19 protein-coding genes are annotated in these 19,766 nt (G+C 72.2%); 5 read left to right on the top strand and 14 right to left on the bottom strand.

Annotation, left to right across the window (positions count from 1 at the left end; all coding sequences use genetic code 11):
- Positions 1–131 precede the first annotated feature (131 nt).
- The 6 genes from ACFWJX_RS12650 to ACFWJX_RS12625 all read right to left on the bottom strand — a co-directional run bounded on the left by ACFWJX_RS12650 (position 132) and on the right by ACFWJX_RS12625 (position 5,183).
- On the bottom strand, positions 132–335 hold the full coding sequence (locus ACFWJX_RS12650) for a PspC domain-containing protein (RefSeq protein ID WP_383240886.1): 204 nt from the start codon (positions 333–335) through the stop codon (positions 132–134).
- A 98-nt stretch (positions 336–433) separates the two neighbouring features.
- Complete coding sequence (locus ACFWJX_RS12645; protein WP_383240883.1) at positions 434–982, bottom strand: VanZ family protein; 549 nt, start codon at positions 980–982, stop codon at positions 434–436.
- Between the two features lie 293 nt (positions 983–1,275).
- Positions 1,276–1,887 (bottom strand): hypothetical protein, encoded by a 612-nt coding sequence (locus ACFWJX_RS12640; RefSeq protein ID WP_383240880.1) that lies wholly within the window; start codon positions 1,885–1,887, stop codon positions 1,276–1,278.
- Positions 1,884–3,440, bottom strand: coding sequence for an ATP-binding protein (locus ACFWJX_RS12635; protein ID WP_383240877.1), 1,557 nt, complete (start codon positions 3,438–3,440; stop codon positions 1,884–1,886). Before ACFWJX_RS12635 ends, ACFWJX_RS12640 begins: the two co-directional genes overlap by 4 nt.
- Positions 3,437–4,114 (bottom strand): two-component system response regulator AfsQ1, encoded by a 678-nt coding sequence (gene afsQ1 / locus ACFWJX_RS12630; protein WP_190046492.1) that lies wholly within the window; start codon positions 4,112–4,114, stop codon positions 3,437–3,439. The genes ACFWJX_RS12635 and afsQ1 overlap by 4 nt, the downstream gene beginning before the upstream one ends.
- A gap of 4 nt (positions 4,115–4,118) precedes the next feature.
- Positions 4,119–5,183, bottom strand: coding sequence for a methyltransferase (locus ACFWJX_RS12625; protein WP_383241852.1), 1,065 nt, complete (start codon positions 5,181–5,183; stop codon positions 4,119–4,121).
- 480 nt (positions 5,184–5,663) lie between these two features.
- Here ACFWJX_RS12625 and ACFWJX_RS12620 point away from each other — a divergent pair, with 480 nt between their 5' ends.
- Complete coding sequence (locus ACFWJX_RS12620; protein ID WP_383240874.1) at positions 5,664–6,413, top strand: SigE family RNA polymerase sigma factor; 750 nt, start codon at positions 5,664–5,666, stop codon at positions 6,411–6,413.
- 234 nt (positions 6,414–6,647) lie between these two features.
- Here ACFWJX_RS12620 and ACFWJX_RS12615 read toward each other — a convergent pair whose 3' ends face one another.
- Entirely contained in the window at positions 6,648–7,355 is a 708-nt protein-coding gene (locus tag ACFWJX_RS12615) for a uridine kinase (protein ID WP_383240871.1), read from the bottom strand.
- Between the two features lie 59 nt (positions 7,356–7,414).
- Between ACFWJX_RS12615 and ACFWJX_RS12610 the strand changes: the two genes are divergently transcribed.
- On the top strand, positions 7,415–7,825 hold the full coding sequence (locus ACFWJX_RS12610) for a hypothetical protein (RefSeq protein WP_383240868.1): 411 nt from the start codon (positions 7,415–7,417) through the stop codon (positions 7,823–7,825).
- A 70-nt stretch (positions 7,826–7,895) separates the two neighbouring features.
- Here ACFWJX_RS12610 and ACFWJX_RS12605 read toward each other — a convergent pair whose 3' ends face one another.
- Genes ACFWJX_RS12605 through deoC form a run of 3 tightly spaced genes read right to left on the bottom strand, consistent with a single transcriptional unit; the run spans position 7,896 to position 11,195 of the window.
- Positions 7,896–8,798: an aldehyde dehydrogenase family protein gene (locus tag ACFWJX_RS12605; RefSeq protein ID WP_383240865.1), complete on the bottom strand. Its 903-nt coding sequence runs from the start codon at positions 8,796–8,798 to the stop codon at positions 7,896–7,898.
- Positions 8,788–10,227 carry an aldehyde dehydrogenase family protein gene (locus ACFWJX_RS12600; protein WP_383240862.1) on the bottom strand — a complete coding sequence of 480 codons (1,440 nt, stop codon included), beginning with the start codon at positions 10,225–10,227 and terminating at the stop codon, positions 8,788–8,790. Before ACFWJX_RS12600 ends, ACFWJX_RS12605 begins: the two co-directional genes overlap by 11 nt.
- Before the next feature lie 5 nt (positions 10,228–10,232).
- Positions 10,233–11,195, bottom strand: coding sequence for a deoxyribose-phosphate aldolase (deoC, locus tag ACFWJX_RS12595; RefSeq protein ID WP_383241849.1), 963 nt, complete (start codon positions 11,193–11,195; stop codon positions 10,233–10,235).
- 400 nt (positions 11,196–11,595) lie between these two features.
- On the opposite strand from deoC, the gene ACFWJX_RS12590 reads away from it, so the two are divergent.
- On the top strand, positions 11,596–12,303 hold the full coding sequence (locus tag ACFWJX_RS12590) for a PH domain-containing protein (RefSeq protein ID WP_383240860.1): 708 nt from the start codon (positions 11,596–11,598) through the stop codon (positions 12,301–12,303).
- Positions 12,304–12,382: 79 nt separating this feature from the next.
- On the opposite strand, the gene ACFWJX_RS12585 is transcribed toward ACFWJX_RS12590, so the two are convergent.
- The 3 genes from ACFWJX_RS12585 to ACFWJX_RS12575 all read right to left on the bottom strand — a co-directional run bounded on the left by ACFWJX_RS12585 (position 12,383) and on the right by ACFWJX_RS12575 (position 15,737).
- Positions 12,383–14,014 carry a phospho-sugar mutase gene (locus tag ACFWJX_RS12585; RefSeq protein WP_383240857.1) on the bottom strand — a complete coding sequence of 544 codons (1,632 nt, stop codon included), beginning with the start codon at positions 14,012–14,014 and terminating at the stop codon, positions 12,383–12,385.
- A gap of 305 nt (positions 14,015–14,319) precedes the next feature.
- Positions 14,320–15,144: a purine-nucleoside phosphorylase gene (locus tag ACFWJX_RS12580; RefSeq protein WP_383240854.1), complete on the bottom strand. Its 825-nt coding sequence runs from the start codon at positions 15,142–15,144 to the stop codon at positions 14,320–14,322.
- 155 nt (positions 15,145–15,299) lie between these two features.
- Positions 15,300–15,737, bottom strand: coding sequence for a gamma-glutamylcyclotransferase (locus ACFWJX_RS12575; protein WP_383240851.1), 438 nt, complete (start codon positions 15,735–15,737; stop codon positions 15,300–15,302).
- A 118-nt stretch (positions 15,738–15,855) separates the two neighbouring features.
- On the opposite strand from ACFWJX_RS12575, the gene ACFWJX_RS12570 reads away from it, so the two are divergent.
- Together ACFWJX_RS12570 and ACFWJX_RS12565 are read left to right on the top strand one after the other, a co-directional pair.
- Complete coding sequence (locus ACFWJX_RS12570) at positions 15,856–17,304, top strand: NAD(P)H-quinone dehydrogenase (RefSeq protein ID WP_383240849.1); 1,449 nt, start codon at positions 15,856–15,858, stop codon at positions 17,302–17,304.
- Between the two features lie 178 nt (positions 17,305–17,482).
- Positions 17,483–18,451, top strand: a complete 969-nt coding sequence (locus tag ACFWJX_RS12565; RefSeq protein WP_383240847.1) for a DeoR/GlpR family DNA-binding transcription regulator — start codon at positions 17,483–17,485, stop codon at positions 18,449–18,451.
- Positions 18,452–18,668: 217 nt separating this feature from the next.
- On the opposite strand, the gene ACFWJX_RS12560 is transcribed toward ACFWJX_RS12565, so the two are convergent.
- Positions 18,669–19,766, bottom strand: a 1,098-nt coding sequence (locus tag ACFWJX_RS12560; protein ID WP_383240844.1) for a biotin/lipoyl-containing protein, incomplete at its 5' end; no start/stop codon positions are given.

Raw genomic sequence — 19,766 nt, 5'->3', positions numbered from 1 at the left:
GTGCGCCGGCGGCCGGCCCGCCCCCGCCGGGGGGGCGGGGCCCCGGCCCCCCCGCCGGCCACCCCCCCCCCCCCCTGCCCCGGGGGGGGGCCCCCCTGGTCCCCGGGGCCCCCCCCCGACGGCGTTCGCGTTCACCAGGCCGTGCGGGTCTTGTCCTCGGAGGGCAGGAAGATCCACAGGGCTATGTAGAGCAGGAACTGCGGGCCCGGCAGAAGGCAGGAGAGCAGGAAGATCACGCGCATGGTCGTGGCCGACGTACCGAAGCGGCGGGCCAGCGCGGCGCACACTCCGCCGATCATGCGGCCGTTGGTGGGGCGGGCGAGGCTGCTGGACATCTGCGGCTCCTCTTCGTGAGCGTCGGTCCGGGGCGGGCCCTGGTGGCTGCCCCTTTCTGACAACAACGTTACGAAGACGAAGCGGATGAAACGTCGCTCTACGGGGCGATCCCGACCCTGGGAATCGTCGGGGTCAGACCCTGAGCCGGCTCCTCCTGGCCCACCGTGGGGCGCTCGCGCCGCGCGCTGCGCCGGCCCAGCCAGGCCCGTGCCGCCGGGACCACGGCGGCGTGGGCCAGGGCCACGCCCGCCGTGTTCAGCAGCACCGAGTCGATGTCGACCACGCGGCCGGGTACGTCCGTCTGGAGCAGGGCGATCGCCAGGGACAGCAGGGCGCCCGCGGTGACCGTGCGGACCAGGGAGGCCAGTGGGGAGACGCTCAGTCTGCCGTGGGCCAGGGGGAGGAGGACCCCTAGGGGGGCCAGCAGGGCCAGGTCCTCGCCGATGCGGCGGGCCGCCTCGGGCCAGCCCAGTCGGAGGTCGCCCTGGATGCCTGCGAGGGGATGCAGGTTGGTGGGCATCACCCAGGGGACGTCCAGTGGGCGCAGCGTGAGCCAGGCTACGAACAGGAGATGTGCGACCAGGAGGACACTCCCGGCCGCACGGATGCGGATCACGGCGCTGCCGCCGATGCCTTGACGCTGCACGCTCCCCTAGACGCGGGGGGTGGCGGGATCGGTTCCGGGGTGAGGGGGGAGGTCTGCGTCACTTGTGCGGCAGGGGGGCGGCGGGTGCACCAGGGCGCGGGGCGGGCGGTGAGTGGGTGGGTCCGGGCCGTGGCGGTGCGTCGAGCCGTCGCCAGTCGGGCGTACTGCCGTCCGCTGCCATGGTCCTACGGGGCAGAGACGGGCTGCGCGGCGGGCCTTCGACGCACCGCCACGGCCCGCTCCCGTTGGATCGCCGCCATCCCTTTCGTGCGGTTCGGGGTGGGGGCCTGCGGTCAGTTGTCGGGGACCTCCGACGAGGGCGGTTCTGCCGAGCCTGGGCGGGAGCGGACCTCGTTGGTGCATTCGTAGCGGCGGGGGCGGTCCGCGGTCGGGCCGCCCAGGACCACCGAGCCGTCGCCCTCCGCTGCCGCCGAGTCGGAGAAGGTGCAGACGAGCTGGGCGAGGGCGTACGACGTGAGGTCGCCGGGGGAGGTGCTCAGGCGGAGGGTGTCGTCGGGGTCCTTGAGGGCCGGGCCGCTCACCTTCATGCCGCCGCGTACGTCCGTGGTGTAGCCGGCCTCCTTTTCCGCGACGGAGGGGGACTCGGCCAGTTCGTCGAGCAGGCCCTGGGCGACGAGGACGCGGCGTGCGGAGTCCGCCGTCCCGTCGGGGACCCGTACGGCGCGGTCCACGGCGACCAGCGACGAGCCGCACAGGAGGAACACCTGGACCGGTACGCCTCTCGTGGTCTGGGTCGTCACCTCGGGTTCGGCGAGGGAGCAGTGCACCCGTGACGGTGCCGGGCCGAAGTCGGTCGGTACCTCGGTGGCCCGGATCCCGCAGCCGGTGAGCAGTCCGGCGAGGAGGGGGAGGGCGAGCAGACGGCGTGCACGGTCCCTCTTCATGAGGCGTCCCCCTTGTCCTTCTCCGAGTGTTCCGCCAGTTCCGACGCGTCCCGTGGCAGATGCAGGGTGAACACCGCGCCGCCGTCGGGGGAGTTGGCGGCCGTGATCCTGCCGCCGTGGATGTGGGCGTTCTCCAGGGCGATGGAGAGGCCCAGGCCGCTGCCCTCGGAGCGGGGGCGGGAGGCGCTCGCCTTGTAGAAGCGGTCGAAGACGTGCGGCAGGACGTCCTCGGGGATGCCTGGGCCGTGGTCGTTGACGGCGATGACCACCTCGTCGGCCGACTCACGGATCGAGACGCGTACCGGCGAGCCGCCGTGCTTGAGCGCGTTGCCGATGAGGTTGGCCATGATGACGTCCAGGCGGCGGGGGTCGAGGCGGGCGTGGATGCCGCGGTCGGAGTCCAGGTCGACCGCGTCGAGCCAGGCGCGGGCGTCGATGCAGTGGGTGATCTGGTCGGCGACGTCGACGTCGTCCAGGACCAGGCGGGCCGTTCCGGCGTCGAAGCGGGTGACTTCCATCAGGTTCTCGACCAGGTCGCCCAGGCGTCGGGTCTCGCTGACGACCAGGCGGACCGCCGGTTCGATCATCGGGTCGATGCTGCCCGACTCCGCGTCCAGTTCCTCTTCCAGCACTTCTGTGACGGCGGTGATCGCGGTGAGGGGGGTGCGCAGTTCGTGGCTCATGTCGGCCACGAAACGGCGGGACGCGTCGTCGCGCGCCGCCATGTCCGCGACCCGCTTCTCCAGGGCCTCGGCCGTTCTGTTGAACGTGCGGGCGAGGTCGGCCAGTTCGTCCGTGCCCGAGACCCGCAGCCGGGTGTCCAGCTTCCCCTCGCCGAGACGGCGTGCGGCCACCCCGAGGCGGTGCACCGGCTTCAGTACGGTCGTGGCGGCGGCCTGCGCGAGCAGCGCGGCGCCGATCAGCGCGAGGCCGGTGGCGATCCCCAGGGACCAGGCGAGGGAGTTGAGATCCTTGGCCTCCGGTTCGAGTGACTTGCGTATGTAGCCGGTCGGGCCGCCACCGATCAGCTTCGTGCCGGCCACCAGGTACGGCGTGCCGTCGTCGACGACCCGCTGCCAGTACAGGTGGTACGGCGACTTGTTGCCGGCGGTGGTGTCCTGCTCCTTGTTGACGGCGGTGCGCAGGGACTCGGGCACGGCGTCCAGGGAGAAGCCGTTCAGGCTGCCGGAGTTGCCGTACACCGTCTTGCCGGTGGAGTCCTCGCCGACGAGCAGCACGCTGAAGCGCTGGCTGCTGTTGGCCATCTGCCCGGCCGTGTGCTGGAGTTCGTCCTGCGAGGGGTGCTCGGGCAGCGAGCCCGCCCGGTTCTGCATCTCCTGCTCGAAGTCCCGCAGCACCGCGCCCTGGGTACGGGTGAGGACGGCCTCGCGGTTGAGCCAGTACGCGATGCCCGACGCGGACACCGCGGCGGTCAGCGCCACCGCACCGAAGACCACGACGAGCCGCAGCCGCAGACTGGTGAAACGCAGCCGTGAAAGATGTCCCTTGCGCGCCGCGGACCAGCCGCGGACCCCCCCTTGCCCTCGTGTCACTGAGGCGTGTCCAGGCGGTAGCCGACTCCGCGCACGGTGCGGATGAGCGTGGGGGAGGACGGGATGTCCTCGACCTTGGCGCGCAGGCGCTGGACGCAGGCGTCCACCAGCCGGGAGTCGCCCAGGTAGTCGTGTTCCCAGACCAGCCGCAGCAACTGCTGCCGGGACAGCGCCTGACCCGGGCGCCGGCTCAGCTCCAGCAGCAGCCGCAGCTCGGTCGGGGTGAGCTGGAGGTCCTCACCGTTCTTCGTCACGGTCATCGCCGCGCGGTCGATGACGAGGCTGCCGAAGGTCGCGGCGTCGTTCGACTCCCGCTCCCCGCGGCGCAGCACGGCCCGGATCCGGGCGTCCAGCACCCTCCCCTGCACCGGTTTGACGACGTAGTCGTCGGCGCCGGACTCCAGCCCGACCACCACGTCGATGTCGTCGTTGCGCGCGGTGAGGAGAATGATCGGCAGCTGGTCGGTGCGCCGGATACGACGGCACACCTCGAATCCGTCGATGCCGGGCAGCATCACGTCCAGCACGATCAGATCCGGCCGCTGCTCGCGCAGCAGCTTCAGACCGTCCTCACCGCTCGCAGCGGTCGCCACCCGGTGCCCCTGGCGCGTCAGTGAGAGCTCCAGGGCCGTACGGATGGCGTCGTCGTCCTCGATCAGCAACAGGGAAGGCACGGGCTCATTCTGGCCCATGGAGGGGCTGTCGTTCGACCCGTGGGGCCGGGCTCAGACGCCAGAGGTGTGTCGTTTCCGCGGCGCGCGCGGCGTGCAGGGGGTCGGAGACGTCCCGCGAGCGCCGGTGCGAAGCCCCGGTCCCGGTCCGGCCCACGACCCGCAGACCTGCTCGTTCGATCAGATCCGGCAACTCGTCGCGGGTCCGCAGACCGAGGTGTTCGGCCAGATCGGAGAGGACCAGCCAGCCCTCGCCGCCCGGCCGCAGAGCGGCGACCAGACCCCGCAGAAACTCGCGGAGCATCGCGCTGTCCTCGTCGTAGACGCCCAGTTCGAGCGCCGACGTCGGCCGGGCGGGCAGCCACGGAGGGTTGCAGACGACGAGATCCGCCCGGCCCGGCGGAAAGAGACAGGGGTCGGTCACCTCGATCCGCCGGTCCAGGCCGAGCCGGTGGGCGTTGTCCCGCGCGCAGACCAGGGCGCGCGGGTTGGCGTCGGTCCCCACGATCCGGCCCACGCCCCGGCGGGCCAGCACCGCCGCGAGGACCCCGGTGCCCGTGCCCAGGTCGAAGGCGACCGCCCCCGCCGGGTTCTGGCGGATCCCGGCGGGCAGGGGAGCCCGCGCGACGAGACCGACGTACTCGCCGCGGGTCGGCGCGAACACGCCGTAGTGGGGGTGGACGCGGGCCCCGAGCGCGGGTACCTCGACGCCCTTCAGGAGCCACTGGTGGGCGCCGATCACGCCCAGCAGCTCCCGCAGCGGGACCCTGGCGGGGCCCGTGGGCGGGCCGTAGGCCGCGTGACAGGCCGCACGGACGTCCGGGGCCCGGCGCAGGGAGACGGTGTGGTCGTCGGTCAGCTCGATCAGCAGCCTGTCGAGGACCTGGGCGCGGTGGGCGCGGGCCCGCCGGTGCAGGTGGAAGGTCTCCGCGAGGGACCGGCCGGGCCGCTGCGGGCGGGCGTCGACGCGGCGACCCATGGCCGTCAGCAGGCGGCGTGCGCCGGGGTAGTCGCCCTGCCACAGCAGGGCCGTACCCTCGCGGGCCAGGCGGTGGGCGGTGGCCGCCCGCATCCGGTCGTCGGCGAGGACGACGGGGTGGGGCAGCCGATGGTCGTCGTGGAACACGACGTACTCCTCGTGATCGCAAGTGCAGGGCACGAAGAGCGCTTCGACGAGGAGGAGGAGCGAGGCTCGTGGAGCAGACGGAACCGGCGCCCGGCCGGTGCGGCGGGCGCGCGGATCGTGGAGAGGTGGCCGCTACCGCGTCCGCGTCGAAGCGCGGAGGCGGGAGTCGAACAGCACCATGCCGATGGTCATCTCCCGACACTCCCACGCCGACCTGCGCGAAGCCAAACGCCGGCGGCTACCGGCAACGCCTGTGGACGATCTGTGGTGTCGCCGTGACGGACCCCTGTGACAGGTCTGTGACAGTCGACGGACACGGCGATGAAGTGGCGTGGGCAAGCTTCTCGGCATCAGGCAAGGGAGCAGGACGCCGAGCCGGAGAAGAACAGACCGAAACCACCGCAAGTCCACGACGGGGGGCGCGAGATGAACACGCTGCACAGCTTGAACACCAGCGCAGTGATCACGCGCCTGCACGACGTGAACCGGGGGTCGGAGAAGTCCGGTGCCGTGGGCGGGCGGGGGTGCGTCCGCGGCACCGGGCGTCAGCACACCGGGATCATGACGGTGGTTGACGCCCGCACGGGGGACACGCCCGCCGCGGCGGACGGGGGAGCAGCGTACAGGGAGGACTCGGGGGAGCGCCGCTCGCTGTCGGAGGCGGAGTTCACCGCCTACGTCCAGGAGCGCCGCGCCTCCCTGTACGCCACCGCCTACCACCTCACCGGCGACCGTTTCGAGGCCGAGGACCTGCTCCAGAGCGCGCTGTTCTCGACCTACCGGGCGTGGGAGCGGATCAGCGACAAGGCGGCCGTCGGCGGGTACCTCCGGCGGACCATGACGAACCTGCACATCAGCGCGTGGCGCCGCCGCAAGCTGAACGAGTACCCGACCGAGGAGCTGCCGGAGACGCCCGGCGACACGGACGCGATGCGCGGCACCGAACTGCGCACGGTCCTGTGGCAGGCGCTGGCCCGGCTGCCCGAACTCCAGCGGACGATGCTGGTCCTGCGGTACTACGAGGGCCGCACCGACCCGGAGATCGCGGACATCCTCGGCATCAGTGTCGGCACGGTGAAGTCCAGCATCTGGCGGTCGCTCCGCCGGCTGCGTGAGGACGAGGTCCTCAGCTTCGGCCGTGACGAGGAAGACGCCTTCGGCGAGTTGGTCGCCTGAGGCGAACGGGGGATCCGGCTTCTGTTCAGGGAAGCCGGTGCACGGGGGAACACGGGGGAAGCGGTACCGGGGGGACCCGACGGGGGACGTTGGGGGAGCGGTACCGCGCACGTGCACGGGGGCGACGGGGGAAACCACGGGGGAAACAGGGGGGAGCACCAAAGGGAGCGGGGCTGGAGGGCCGGGGGGTCCGTCCAGTCCCGCTCTCACGTGTTCCCGGGTGCCCCGCGGGCGCTACGCCGCCGTACGGGCCGTCGGGGTGCGGTGGCCGGCCGCCGCGGAGGCCAGGCGGCCCATCGCCTCGTCACGGTCGCAGGCGTGTGCGCCGAGCGCGGTCTGGCGGGCCACGATGGAGCGTTCGGCGCGCATCAGGCGCCAGCCGCGGCGCAGCAGGAACGGCACCGACTTGCGGCCCTCCTTGAGGTCCCGCAGGAAACGGCGGCGGAACGTCTTCACCGGGCCGCGGCTCAGGCACAGCGCGTCGGCCAGGACACCCAGCTCCCGGCAGCGGTTCACGATCTCGGCGGCGAAGATGCCCTCCGCGATGAACAGCGGGGTCCGCCCGATCTCGACGCCCTCCTCGCCGGTGCGGGCGCTCAGCGAGATGTCGTACACGGGTACCTGTGTACGACCCGTGCGGCACAGGTCGACGATCGCGGCGACGGCCGTGTCCGCGTCCCAGGACCCGGGGTCGTCCCAGTCGATGTCGGAGCTCCCCGCGACCAGCGGCAGCGTCGGGTCGTCGCCCTCCTTGTAGAAGTCGTCGAGGCGCAGCACCGGAAGGCCGGAACGGGCCGCGAGGAGGGACTTGCCGGAGCCGGAAGGGCCGCAGAGCAGCACGACTCGCGTGGGTACGGGCGGATGGGAACTCACGGGACACCAGTCTGAGGCATCGGCGGGACCCGTTACGACCCCGCGGGTCGGCTTTGCAGCACGCGTCACACCGCAACTACCCTTCGTGTCGACCCGATTACCCAGCGCGGCAGAAGGTGGCAGCGACCATGGCCCGACACGACTCCTCCTCCCACACGACCGGCCGGCGCGCGCTGGCCGTCCTCGCGACGGCCGGCGCGGCTCTGGGAGCGGGCACGTCGGCCGCCGCCGCGGCCGACACCCAGCCCGTCCTCGACACGGTGCGCCTGAGCCCCACCTCGGTCGGCCGGATCGACCCGCAGTCCGGCGTCCAGGGGCTGTTCGGCTCCCTGCCGTACGTCACCGGGGCCGTCTCCGGCCTCAAGCCCAACCCGCTCGCGGGCACCGGCGTCGACCCGCTCGACAACGGCGTCGGCACCCAGCTCGCCGACTTCCAGCCGCTCACCTCGCAGGCCCTGACCGGCCCTGTGGCGCAGGCGCAGTCGATCGGGTCGATCCCGGTGCTGGGGTCGGTTACGGGGCTGCTGGGCGGCCGCTGAGGCATACGGCAGAGGGCCGCGGCCTCCCCGGACGGGGAGAGGCCGCGGCCCTCCGGCTTGTCGGGACGGCTCAGTAGGACGAGCCGGACGCGCCCAGCGAACCCGTCGGGTGCCAGACCGTCTTCGTCTCCAGGAACGCCGTCATGCGCTCGGTGCCGGGCGCCGCCCGCCAGTCGTCCACAGGCTGTGGACGAAGAACGCGCTTCAGGTTGTCGGCCGCCGCGATCTCCAGCTCCTTCGCCAGTACGTCGTCGGCGCCGGCCAGATCGATCGCGTTGACGTCCTGGTGGGAGGCCAGGGGCGCCGCGATCTCCGCCGTACGGCCCGAGAGGACGTTGACCACGCCGCCGGGCAGGTCGGAGGTGGCCAGGACCTCGCCCAGGGACAGGGCCGGGAGCGGGGACTTCTCACTGGCGATCACGATCGCCGTGTTGCCCGTGGCGATCACCGGGGCGATCACCGAGACCAGGCCCAGGAACGACGACTCCTGCGGGGCCAGGACCGTGACGACGCCCGTCGGCTCCGGGGAGGACAGGTTGAAGTACGGGCCGGCCACCGGGTTGCCGCCGCCCACGACCTGGGCGATCTTGTCGGTCCAGCCCGCGTACCAGACCCAGCGGTCGATCGTGGCCTCGACCAGCTCGTTCGCCTTCGACTTGGACAGGCCCTCGGCGTCGGCGACCTCGTGGACGAACTGGCTCTTGCGGCCCTCCAGCATCTCGGCGACGCGATAGAGGATCTGGCCCCGGTTGTAGGCCGTCGCGCCGGACCACGCGCCGAACGCCTTGCGCGCGGCCACGACCGCGTCACGGGCGTCCTTGCGGGAGGAGAGCGGCGCGTTCGCCAGCCACTTGCCTTTCGAGTCGGACACCTCGTACACCCGGCCGCTCTCGGAACGCGGGAACTTCCCGCCGACGTACAGCTTGTAGGTCTTGAAGACGCTCAGACGCTGCTGCTCGGACTTATCGGACATCGAGGTACGCCTCCAGGCCGTGGCGGCCGCCCTCGCGGCCGAAGCCCGACTCCTTGTAACCGCCGAACGGCGAGGTGGGGTCGAACTTGTTGAACGTGTTGGACCAGACGACACCGGCCCGGAGCTTGCTCGCCACCGCCAGGATGCGGGAGCCCTTCTCCGTCCAGATGCCCGCCGACAGGCCGTACGGCGTGTTGTTGGCCTTGGCGACGGCCTCGTCCGGGGTGCGGAACGTGAGGACCGACAGCACCGGGCCGAAGATCTCGTCGCGGGCCACGGTGTGCGCCTGGGTGACGTTCGTGAACAGCGTCGGGGCGAACCAGTAGCCGGAGGTGGGGAGTTCGCACTCCGGGGACCAGCGCTCGGCGCCCTCCGCCTCGCCCCGCTCCACCAGCGAGGTGATGCGCGCGAGCTGCTCGGCGGAGTTGATCGCGCCGATGTCGGTGTTCTTGTCCAGCGGGTCGCCGAGGCGGAGGGTGGAGAGCCTGCGCTTCAGCGAGTCCAGCAGTTCGTCGTGGATCGACTCCTGGACCAGCAGGCGCGAGCCCGCGCAGCAGACCTGGCCCTGGTTGAAGAAGATGCCGCTGACGATGCCCTCGACGGCCTGGTCGATCGGGGCGTCGTCGAAGACGATGTTCGCGCCCTTGCCGCCCAGTTCGAGCGTGAGCTTCTTGCGGGTGCCCGCGACCGTCTTCGCGATCTCCTTGCCGACCGCGGTGGAGCCGGTGAAGGCGACCTTGTTCACGTCCGGGTGCGCGACCAGCGCGGCGCCCGCGTCGCCGTAGCCGGGAAGGATGTTGACGACGCCCTTGGGCAGGCCCGCCTGGCGGCAGATGTCCGCGAAGAAGAGAGCCGACAGGGGGGTCGTCTCGGCGGGCTTGAGGACCACCGTGTTACCCGTCGCCAGTGCCGGGGCGATCTTCCACGCCAGCATCAGCAGGGGGAAGTTCCAGGGAATGACCTGGCCGGCCACGCCGAGGGGCCGCGGGTTCGCGCCGAAGCCGGCGTGGTCGAGCTTGTCGGCCCAGCCCGCGTAGTAGAAGAAGTGCGCGGCGACCAGGGGAAGGTCCGCGTCGCGGGTTTCCTTGATCGGCTTGCCGTTGTCCAGCGTCTCCAGGACGGCCAGCTCGCGGCTGCGCTCCTGGATGATGCGGGCGATCCGGAACAGGTACTTCGCGCGCTCCGAGCCGGGCAGCGCCGACCACTTCTCGAACGCCTTGCGGGCGGCCCGTACAGCACGGTCGACGTCCTCGGTGCCGGCCTGGGCGATCTCCGACAGCACCTCCTCGGACGACGGGGACACCGTCTTGAAGACCTTGCCGTCGGCGGCCTCGGTGAACTCGCCGTCGATGAACAGGCCGTAGGAGGGCGCGATGTCGACGACCGAGCGGGACTCGGGGGCCGGTGCGTACTCGAACAGAGAAGCCATGGTGATCAGTCCACCGTCACGTAGTCGGGGCCGGAGTAGCGGCCGGTGGCCAACTTCTGACGCTGCATCAGCAGGTCGTTCAGCAGCGAGGAGGCGCCGAAGCGGAACCAGTGGTTGTCCAGCCAGTCCTCGCCCACGGTCTCGTTGACCAGGACCAGGAACTTGATGGCGTCCTTCGTGGTGCGGATGCCGCCGGCCGGCTTCACACCGACCTGCACGCCGGTCTGCGCCCGGAAGTCGCGGACCGCCTCCAGCATCAGCAGGGTGTTCGCGGGCGTCGCGTTCACCGCGACCTTGCCCGTGGACGTCTTGATGAAGTCCGCCCCGGCGAGCATGCCGAGCCAGCTGGCACGACGGATGTTGTCGTACGTCGACAGCTCGCCCGTCTCGAAGATGACCTTCAGGCGGGCGCTCGTGCCGCAGGCCTCCTTCACGGCGGTGATCTCGTCGTACACCTTCAGGTACTTGCCCGCGAGGAACGCGCCGCGGTCGATGACCATGTCGATCTCGTCCGCGCCCGCGGCGACCGCGTCGCGGACGTCCGCCAGCTTCACGGGGAGTGCGGCGCGGCCGGCCGGGAAGGCGGTGGCGACGGACGCGACCTTGACGGACGAGCCGGCGACCGCCTCCTTCGCGGAGGCGACCATGTCCGGGTACACGCAGACCGCGGCGGTCGACGGGGTCGTGCGGTCGGTCGGGTCGGGGTGGACCGCCTTCGCGCCGAGCGCCCGGACCTTGCCCGGGGTGTCCGCGCCTTCCAGCGTCGTCAGGTCGACCATCGAGATGGCGAGGTCGATGGCGTACGCCTTCGCGGTCGTCTTGATGGAACGGGTGCCGAGGGCTGCGGCGCGCGCCTCCAGGCCGACCGTGTCGACGCCGGGAAGCCCGTGGAGGAAGCGGCGCAGCGTGGTGTCGGACGTGGTGACGTCCGGGAGGGGGGGCGCTGCGGTGGGTGCGTTGGTGGGCATGGTCACCAGACGAGCATATCTACGCGCGTAGCGGGTGTACAGCCCTCGGAGGTCTTCCGGGCGGGGTGGGGCAGGTGCGGTGGGCGTGGGCCCGTGCGGGTCGGTCGGGGCGGGGGTGGGTGGGTCGCGCGGCCCGGCGCTGGTGGGGTGCCGCCTGCGCCCCAGGCGGCACGCATGCCCGCAGGCTGCGGCGGGTGGCCGTGGACGGTGGCTGGTGCCCGCAGGCTGCGGCGGGTGGCCGTGGACGGTGGCCGGTGCCCGCAGGCTGCGGCGGGTGGCCGTGGACGGTGGCCGGTGCCCGCGGACGGTGGCGGGGCCGTGGGTGGCCGCTGTGGTGTGTGGGGAGCCGGCCGGGGGCCGTTGGAGGAGGTCGTTCGGGGGGTCGGGCAGAATCGGGGGTATGACGAGTTCGGATGAGCAGGGGTCGGTGCCGGGGGCCGGGGTCAAGGACCGGGTGTACCGGTCGCCCGCGGGGATGGCCGGTGGGGTGCTGCTGCTCGGCCTGATCGGCTGGCTCGGGGTTGACGCGATCGTCGCCGGGGACGGGCGGACGCCGTGGCTGGCGCTCGCCGCGCTGATCCTGCTGGTGCCGTTGGTCCTCGCCTTCACGCTGCGGCCGGCCGTGTTCGCCGGTGACGACCGGATGCGGGTGCGCAACCCGTTCCGGGTGATCGTGCTGCCCTGGGGGCAGGTCGCCTCGCTGCGGTCGGGGTACTCCAACGAGGTCGTCGCCGAGTCCGGGCAGAAGTTCCAGCTCTGGTCGATCCCGGTGTCGCTGCGGGCGCGTAAGAAGGCCGCGCGGCAGCAGGACCGGGTCGCCGCGGAGCAGGCCGCCGAGCGGGAGGGGCGCCCGCGGCGCAGGCGCGGCGGCTTCGGGGGGCCCGGCGGTTTCGGGGGCGGGCTGTCCTCGCACGTGGGCCCGGACGTCCCCGAGGGGCCCGCGCGCGCCGAGTCCGACAAGGCCATGGACGAGCTGCGGAACCTGTGGGAGGCACGGCAGAAGGAGGCGTCCGCGCAGGGCGAGGTGACCGCGCGGTGGGCCTGGGAGATCATGGCGCCGGCCGCCGTGGGCGCGTTGCTGCTGGTGATCCTGGTGGCCATGGGGTGACCCCGGGGGCTCCGCGGACGGGACGGGGCCGGGGCCGGGGCGGGGTGCCACCGCCCGGCGGCACCCCGGCTCCTACGGCTCAGATGCCGGCCGCCGCCGACAGGTCCCGCTTCACGGCCGCGAGCAGCTCGGCCGCGCGGGCGTGGGCCGCCGGGAGACCGTCGGGCGAGCCGACCGGCACCACGACCTCCAGGTAGCACTTCAGCTTCGGCTCGGTACCACTGGGCCGTACGACCACACGGGCGCCGTCGAGCGTGTAGCGCAGCCCGTCGGTGGGCGGCAGCTTGTCGGTGCCCTTGGACAGGTCCTCGGCGCGGGTGATCGCCAGCCCGGCCAGCTCGGTCGGGGGCCGCTCGCGCAGCCGTTCCATCGCACGGGCGATGACCGTCAGGTCCTCCACCCGCACCGACAGCTGGTCGGTGGCGTGCAGTCCGTGCTCGACGGCGAGGTCGTCGAGCAGATCGAGCAGGGTGCGGCCCCGCTCCTTCAGCTCGGACGCCAGCTCGGTGACGAGGAGGGCGGCGGTGATGCCGTCCTTGTCGCGCACACCCTCGGGGTCGACGCAGTAGCCGAGGGCCTCCTCGTAGCCGTAGCGCAGGCCGTGGACGCGGGCGATCCACTTGAAGCCGGTCAGGGTCTCCTCGTACGGCAGCCCGGCCTTCTCGGCGATCCGGCCGAGGAGGGAGGACGAGACGATCGACTCGGCGAACGTCCCGCGCGCCCCGCGGCTCACCAGATGCGCGGCGAGCAGTGCGCCCACCTCGTCGCCGCGCAGCATCCGCCACCGCTCGCCGTCCCGGACGGCGACGGCGCACCGGTCGGCGTCCGGGTCGTTGGCGATGACCAGGTCGGGGTCCGTCTCGCGGGCCTTCGCGAACGCGAGGTCCATCGCGCCGGGCTCCTCAGGGTTGGGGAACGCGACGGTCGGGAAATCCGGATCGGGTTCGGCCTGCTCGGCGACCAGCACCGGCTCGGGGAACCCGGCGCGGGCGAAGGCGGCCAGCAGCACGTCCTTGCCGACGCCGTGCATCGCCGTGTAGACGGTGCGCGCGGTGCGGGGCGAGCCGGCCGAGAGGACCGCGTCCGTACGGGCCAGGTAGGCGTCGAGGACCGAGTCGTCCAGCACCTCCCAGCCGCCGTCCGGGCGCGGTACGTCGTCCAGGGAGCGGATCGCGTCGATCTCGGCGGCGATCTCCGCGTCGGCGGGCGGCACGATCTGCGAACCGTCGCCCAGGTAGACCTTGTAGCCGTTGTCGCGGGGCGGGTTGTGGCTGGCCGTGACCTCGACGCCGGCGACCGCGCCCAGATGCCTTATGGCGTACGCCAGGACCGGGGTCGGCAGCGGGCGGGGGAGGACGGCCGCGCGCAGGCCCGCGCCCGTCATCACGGCGGCCGTGTCGCGGGCGAACGCCTCCGACTTGTGGCGGGCGTCGTAGCCGATGACGACCAGGCCGTCGCGGCTGCCTTGCCTGCGCAGGTACGCGGCGAGGCCGGCGGCGGCGCGGATGACGACGGCGCGGTTCATCCGCATCGGCCCTGCGCCGAGTTCGCCTCGCAGGCCGGCGGTGCCGAACTGGAGGGTGCCGGCGAAACGGGCGGTGAGTCCGGTGACGTCCCCGGCGTCGAGGAGGGCCGCGAGTTCGTCGCGGGTCTCGGGGTCGGGGTCCTCGGCGAGCCAGGTGCGGGCGCGAGCGATCAGGTCGTCGTGCACGGGTGGTCAACCTCTCGAGTCGTACGTGAGTTGTCTCGCCCCCGCCGCCCCTTCCCGTCCAGAACCTGGGGGCTGCGCCCCCAGACCCCCGCTTCGGCCTGAACGGTCTCGTCCTCGAACGCCGGACGGGCTGAGTGCCACGACCGCCGCCCGTTGTCCCACCGAGTCGGGTGGTGGGTGGGCATAGGCCGGGGGTCTGGGGCGGAGCGCCCCCAGGGGCGGTCGCTTCCTGGCCGACCGGGTGGGCACAGGCCCTGGGGTCCAGAGGGCGAAGCCCCCTGGCGGGGGGTGAGGGGCAGTGCCCCTTACAGGCGGGCCAGGACCTGGGTGAGGAGGGCGCCCATGCGGGTCGCTGAGTCGCGGCCCGCCTGGAGGACCTCCTCGTGGTTCAACGGTTCGCCGGTCATCCCCGCCGCGAGGTTCGTCACGAGCGAGATGCCCAGCACCTCCGCGCCGGCCTCCCGAGCCGCGATGGCCTCCAGCACCGTGGACATGCCGACCAGGTCCGCCCCGATCACCCGGGCCATCCGGATCTCCGCGGGCGTCTCGTAGTGCGGGCCGGGGAACTGGGCGTAGACGCCCTCCTCCAGCGTGGAGTCGATCTCCTTGCACAGCGCCCGCAGCCGCGGCGAGTACAGGTCCGTCAGGTCGACGAAGTTCGCGCCGATGATCGGAGAGGTCGCCGTGAGGTTGATGTGATCGCTGATCAGCACCGGCTGACCGGGCCGCATGCCCTCGCGCAGCCCTCCGCAGCCGTTGGTCAGCACGATCGTCTTGCTGCCGGCCGCCACCGCCGTACGGACGCCGTGGGCGACCGCGGCCACCCCGCGGCCCTCGTAGTAGTGCGTGCGGCCCAGGAACACGAGGGCGCGCTTCTCGCCGATCCGGTACGAGCGGATCGTGCCGCCGTGGCCCTCGACCGCCGGCGGCGGGAAGCCGGGCAGCTCGGTGACCGGGAACTCGGCGTCGGGGGCGCCCAGGGCGTCCACGGCCGGTGCCCAGCCGGAGCCCATCACGAGGGCGACGTCGTGGGTCTCGGCGCCCGTCAGTTCGCGCAGGCGCGCGGCGGCGGCGTCGGCGGCGGCGTGGGGGTCGCCCTGGATGTCGTCCGGGAGAAGAGATGCGTTCACGCGATGAGGGTAGCCGGTTCGGGCCTACGCGCGTAGATGACAGAGCCCACGGGATGGCGATCGTTGTCTTGTCGTTTCCGACAGGGACCGACGAGGGGCGGCGTCAGGGCCGGGCTTCAGGGCCGGGGGGAAGAAGGGCGAAACGGGCCGAGCGCTCAGCACGGGCGCTTGCGCAGCTCCATCACGTAGTCGTGCGGTGCCCCCGCCGACTCCGCCGCGTCGGCGACCTCGCCCAGGTAGCGGGCGGAGGGCAGGCCGCCCTCGTAGCCGTCGAGGACGTAGACCCAGCCCTGTTCCTCGCCGTCCAGGGTGTGCACCCGCACCCGCATCCGGCGGTAGATGCCGAGGCCCACGCCCTCCCACCGGTCCAGCGACTCCTCGTCCGGCGGTGCCAGGTCGTACAGCGCGACGAAGACCTGGGAGAGGGGGTCCTCCACGATCGTCGCGAGCGCACCCTCCCAGCCCAGCTGTTCGCCGCCGAACGTCAGCCGCCACCCGTTCAGCCAGCCGGTGGCGCGCAACGGCGAGTGCGGAGCGCGGCGGGACATCAGCCGCGCGTCGAGGTTGCCGGCGTACGCGGCGTAGAGCGACATGCGATGAGACTACGGCAGCCGGTGCACACGTCACCGCTGTCCTCCGGCGCCCCTCGGGCCACGGGCGTACCGCCGCTCGGGGCCCCCGGGGAAGTAGCACCTCCGTTCGTGCGGGAGAATGGAGTACGTGACTCGGATCGTGATCATCGGTGGCGGACCCGGCGGATATGAGGCGGCCCTGGTGGCAGCCCAGCTCGGCGCGGAGGTGACCGTCGTCGACTGCGACGGTCTGGGCGGGGCGTCGGTGCTGACCGACTGCGTGCCGTCGAAGACCCTGATCGCCACGGCGGAGGTGATGACCACCTTCGACTCGTCCTACGAGGAACTCGGCATCATCGTCGCCGACGACACCCCGCCGCTGGAGCAGGCGGCCAAGGTGGTCGGCGTGGACCTCGACAAGGTCAACCGGCGGGTCAAGCGGCTCGCCCTCGCCCAGTCCCACGACATCACCGCCTCCGTCACCCGGGCCGGCGCCCGCGTCCTGCGCGGCCGCGGCCGGCTCAACGGCATGCAGGCCCTCGACGGCTCCCGCCAGGTCGTCGTCACCGCCGCCGACGGCACCGAGGAGACCCTCACCGCCGACGCCGTCCTCCTCGCCACCGGCGGTCACCCCCGCGAACTTCCCGACGCCCAGCCCGACGGCGAGCGCATCCTCAACTGGACCCAGGTCTACGACCTGCGCGAACTGCCCGAGGAACTCATCGTGGTCGGCTCCGGTGTCACCGGCGCCGAGTTCGCCGGCGCCTACCAGGCCCTCGGCTCCAAGGTCACGCTCGTCTCCTCCCGCGACCGCGTGCTGCCCGGCGAGGACCCGGACGCCGCCGCCGTCCTCGAGGACGTCTTCCGCCGCCGCGGCATGAACGTGATGGCCCGCTCCCGCGCCCAGTCCGCCAAGCGGGTCGGCGACCGCGTCGAGGTCACCCTCGCCGACGGCCGGGTCATCACCGGCTCGCACTGCCTGATGGCCGTCGGCGCCATCCCCAACAGCGCGGGCCTCGGCCTGGAGGAGGCGGGCGTCAAGGTCCGCGAGTCCGGTCACATCTGGACCGACCGGGTCTCCCGCACCACCGCCCCCGGCGTGTACGCCGCCGGTGACGTGACGGGCGTCTTCGCCCTCGCCTCCGTCGCCGCCATGCAGGGCCGTATCGCCATGTACCACTTCCTCGGCGACGCGGTGGCCCCGCTCAACCTGAAGACCGTCTCCTCCAACGTCTTCACCGACCCCGAGATCGCCACCGTCGGCTACTCGCAGGCCGACGTCGACGGCGGCAAGATCGACGCCCGCGTGGTGAAGCTGCCGCTGCTGCGCAACCCGCGCGCCAAGATGCAGGGCATTCGCGACGGCTTCGTCAAGATCCTCTGCCGACCGGGTACGGAGATCGTCGTCGGCGGTGTCGTCGTGGCGCCGCGTGCCTCGGAACTCATCCACCCCATCTCGATCGCCGTCGACAACAATCTGACGGTCGAACAGATCGCGAACGCCTTCACGGTGTACCCGTCTCTTTCGGGGTCGATCGCGGAAGTGGCACGGCAGTTGCACACCCGGAAGACCGGCGGCGACGCGTAGGCGCGATCGGGCGGCCGAAACGGACTCCCCGCCGGTCACGGGGAGTTGTGGCCCGTGCGGATGGCATAGGCGGGGTGACTAGGGCCCTATACCACTTCGTGTGGTGCTGTGCGAACAACTTCTGTTATTCGGCGCAAAGAGCTGAAAGCAGACGGTCGTCCGCGTTACTGTCAGTTTCGTGTTCGCTGCAGAACGTCGCCAATTGATCCTCGAAATGGTGCGAGCCAACGGAGCCGTGTCGCTCCGTGAACTCGCCCGCGTCGTCCAGACCTCCGAAGTGACCGTACGGCGGGACGTGCGCGCACTGGAGGCAGAAGGACTCCTCGACCGCCGGCACGGCGGTGCGGTACTGCCGGGCGGTTTCACCCGCGAATCCGGCTTTCCGCAGAAATCCCATCTCGCGACCGCCGAGAAGACCGCCATCGCCGACCTCGCCGCCAACTTCGTCGAAGAGGGCGAGGCCATCGTCGTCGGAGCCGGGACCACCACCCAGGAACTGGCCCGTCGGCTCGCCCGGATCCCCGGACTCACCGTCGTCACCAACTCCCTTCTGGTGGCCCAGGCGTTGGCACACGCCAACCGCGTGGAGGTCGTCATGACCGGCGGCACTCTGCGCGGCTCCAACTACGCCCTCGTGGGCAGCGGAGCCGAACAGTCCCTCCAGGGGCTGCGGGTCTCCCGGGCCTTCCTGTCCGGGAGCGGGCTGACCGCAGAGCGCGGTCTGTCCACGTCCAACATGCTGTCGGCGTCGGTCGACCGGGCCCTCGTCCAGGCCGCCGCCGAGGTCGTCGTCCTCGCCGACCACACCAAGCTCGGCACCGACACCATGTTCCAGACCGTGCCGACGGACGTCATCACCCGACTGATCACCGACGAACCGCCGGCGCACGACGACCGGGCCGGCACCGAGCTCCAGGCTCTCGCCGACCAGGGGGTGCAGATCGCCGTGGCGGGGGCGTCGGGGAGCCCGGGGGGTGAGGCGGTCCCGGCGCGGCGGCAACAGCGTCGGGACGTTCCCCTGCCGGCGCCTAGGCGGGGACAGATTCCCGGGCCGGGGGCCGCGGCGGGGTTGCGGGCGGCCGCGGTGCTCGGGGAGCAGCCGCCGGGCGCCGAGCGGGCGCGGGTCGCGGATATGCGGCGCCGATAGCCCTGAGGGGTGCCGGCACGGGTGGGCAGGGCGCCTTGTCGCCGTAGGCGGTGGGGGTGCGTTCGCGGTGCGGGTCCGCTGTGGCGGGTCGCGCCCACGCGGCGGAGCCGCAGATCGATACAGCCCCGCGCCCCTCAGGTGGGTTTCCGCGCCCCGCGTTTCAACAGAACCCCGCGCCCTTGACCTGGGCGCGGGGAACCGGAGTCGTGCTGTTCGGTCAGTCCTTGATCTCGCAGATGGGGGCGCCGGAGGTGACGGAGGCGCCGACTTCGGCGGCGAGGCCCTTGACGGTGCCGGAGCGGTGGGCGTTGAGGGGCTGTTCCATCTTCATGGCTTCCAGGACGACGATCAGGTCGCCTTCCTCGACTTCCTGGCCCTCCTCGACCGCGATCTTGACGATGGTGCCCTGCATGGGGGAGGCGAGGGTGTCGCCGGAGGCGGCGGGGCCGGACTTCTTGGCGGCGCGGCGTTTGGGTTTGGCGCCGGCGGCGAGGCCGGTGCGGGCCAGGGACATGCCGAGGGAGACGGGGAGGGAGACCTCCAGGCGTTTGCCGCCGACCTCGACGATGACGGTCTCGCGGCCTGCTTCCTCGTCGGTGTCGGTGTCGGCGGGGGCCGCGAAGGGTTTGATGTCGTTGACGAACTCGGTCTCGATCCAGCGGGTGTGGATGGTGAAGGGGCTGGTGGAGCCGGTGAGTTCGGGGGCGAAGGCGGGGTCGGTGACGACCGCGCGGTGGAAGGGGATGGCGGTGGCCATGCCGTCGACCTGGAACTCTGCCAGGGCGCGGGCGGCGCGCTGGAGGGCTTCCTTGCGGGTACGGCCGGTGATGATGAGTTTGGCGAGGAGGGAGTCCCAGGCGGGGCCGATGACGCTGCCGGATTCGACGCCGGCGTCGAGGCGGACGCCGGGGCCGGTGGGGGCGTCGAAGGTGGTGACCGTGCCGGGGGCGGGGAGGAAGCCGCGGCCGGGGTCCTCGCCGTTGATGCGGAACTCGATGGAGTGGCCGCGCAGCTGGGGGTCGTCGTAGCCGAGTTCTTCACCGTCGGCGATGCGGAACATCTCGCGGACGAGGTCGATGCCGGCGACTTCTTCGGTGACGGGGTGTTCGACCTGGAGGCGGGTGTTGACCTCGAGGAAGGAGATGGTGCCGTCGGCGCCGACGAGGAATTCGACGGTGCCGGCGCCGACGTAGCCGGCTTCCTTGAGGATGGCCTTGGACGAGGAGTACAGCTCGGCGACCTGGGCGTCGGAGAGGAACGGGGCGGGGGCTTCCTCGACGAGTTTCTGGTGGCGGCGCTGGAGGGAGCAGTCGCG

Origin of the sequence: Streptomyces sp. NPDC058335 (assembly GCF_042723915.1) — a bacterium.
Classification (GTDB): domain Bacteria; phylum Actinomycetota; class Actinomycetes; order Streptomycetales; family Streptomycetaceae; genus Streptomyces.
The sequence above is the reverse complement of the archived record's forward strand: the minus strand, read 5'-3'. Positions and strand labels throughout refer to the sequence as shown.

What these genes read in the sequence shown, in the direction of transcription:
- ACFWJX_RS12650 (WP_383240886.1), bottom strand. Translation starts at nt 335, where the DNA reads ATGTCCAGCAGCCTCGCCCGCCCCACCAACGGCCGCATGATCGGCGGA.
- ACFWJX_RS12640 (WP_383240880.1), bottom strand. Translation starts at nt 1,887, where the DNA reads ATGAAGAGGGACCGTGCACGCCGTCTGCTCGCCCTCCCCCTCCTCGCC.
- ACFWJX_RS12625 (WP_383241852.1), bottom strand. Translation starts at nt 5,183, where the DNA reads ATGCGGGCGGCCACCGCCCACCGCCTGGCCCGCGAGGGTACGGCCCTG.
- ACFWJX_RS12620 (WP_383240874.1), top strand. Translation starts at nt 5,664, where the DNA reads ATGAACACGCTGCACAGCTTGAACACCAGCGCAGTGATCACGCGCCTG.
- ACFWJX_RS12610 (WP_383240868.1), top strand. Translation starts at nt 7,415, where the DNA reads ATGGCCCGACACGACTCCTCCTCCCACACGACCGGCCGGCGCGCGCTG.
- ACFWJX_RS12605 (WP_383240865.1), bottom strand. Translation starts at nt 8,798, where the DNA reads ATGTCCGATAAGTCCGAGCAGCAGCGTCTGAGCGTCTTCAAGACCTAC.
- ACFWJX_RS12600 (WP_383240862.1), bottom strand. Translation starts at nt 10,227, where the DNA reads ATGGCTTCTCTGTTCGAGTACGCACCGGCCCCCGAGTCCCGCTCGGTC.
- deoC (WP_383241849.1), bottom strand. Translation starts at nt 11,195, where the DNA reads ATGCCCACCAACGCACCCACCGCAGCGCCCCCCCTCCCGGACGTCACC.
- ACFWJX_RS12590 (WP_383240860.1), top strand. Translation starts at nt 11,596, where the DNA reads ATGACGAGTTCGGATGAGCAGGGGTCGGTGCCGGGGGCCGGGGTCAAG.
- ACFWJX_RS12575 (WP_383240851.1), bottom strand. Translation starts at nt 15,737, where the DNA reads ATGTCGCTCTACGCCGCGTACGCCGGCAACCTCGACGCGCGGCTGATG.
- ACFWJX_RS12570 (WP_383240849.1), top strand. Translation starts at nt 15,856, where the DNA reads ATGGAGTACGTGACTCGGATCGTGATCATCGGTGGCGGACCCGGCGGA.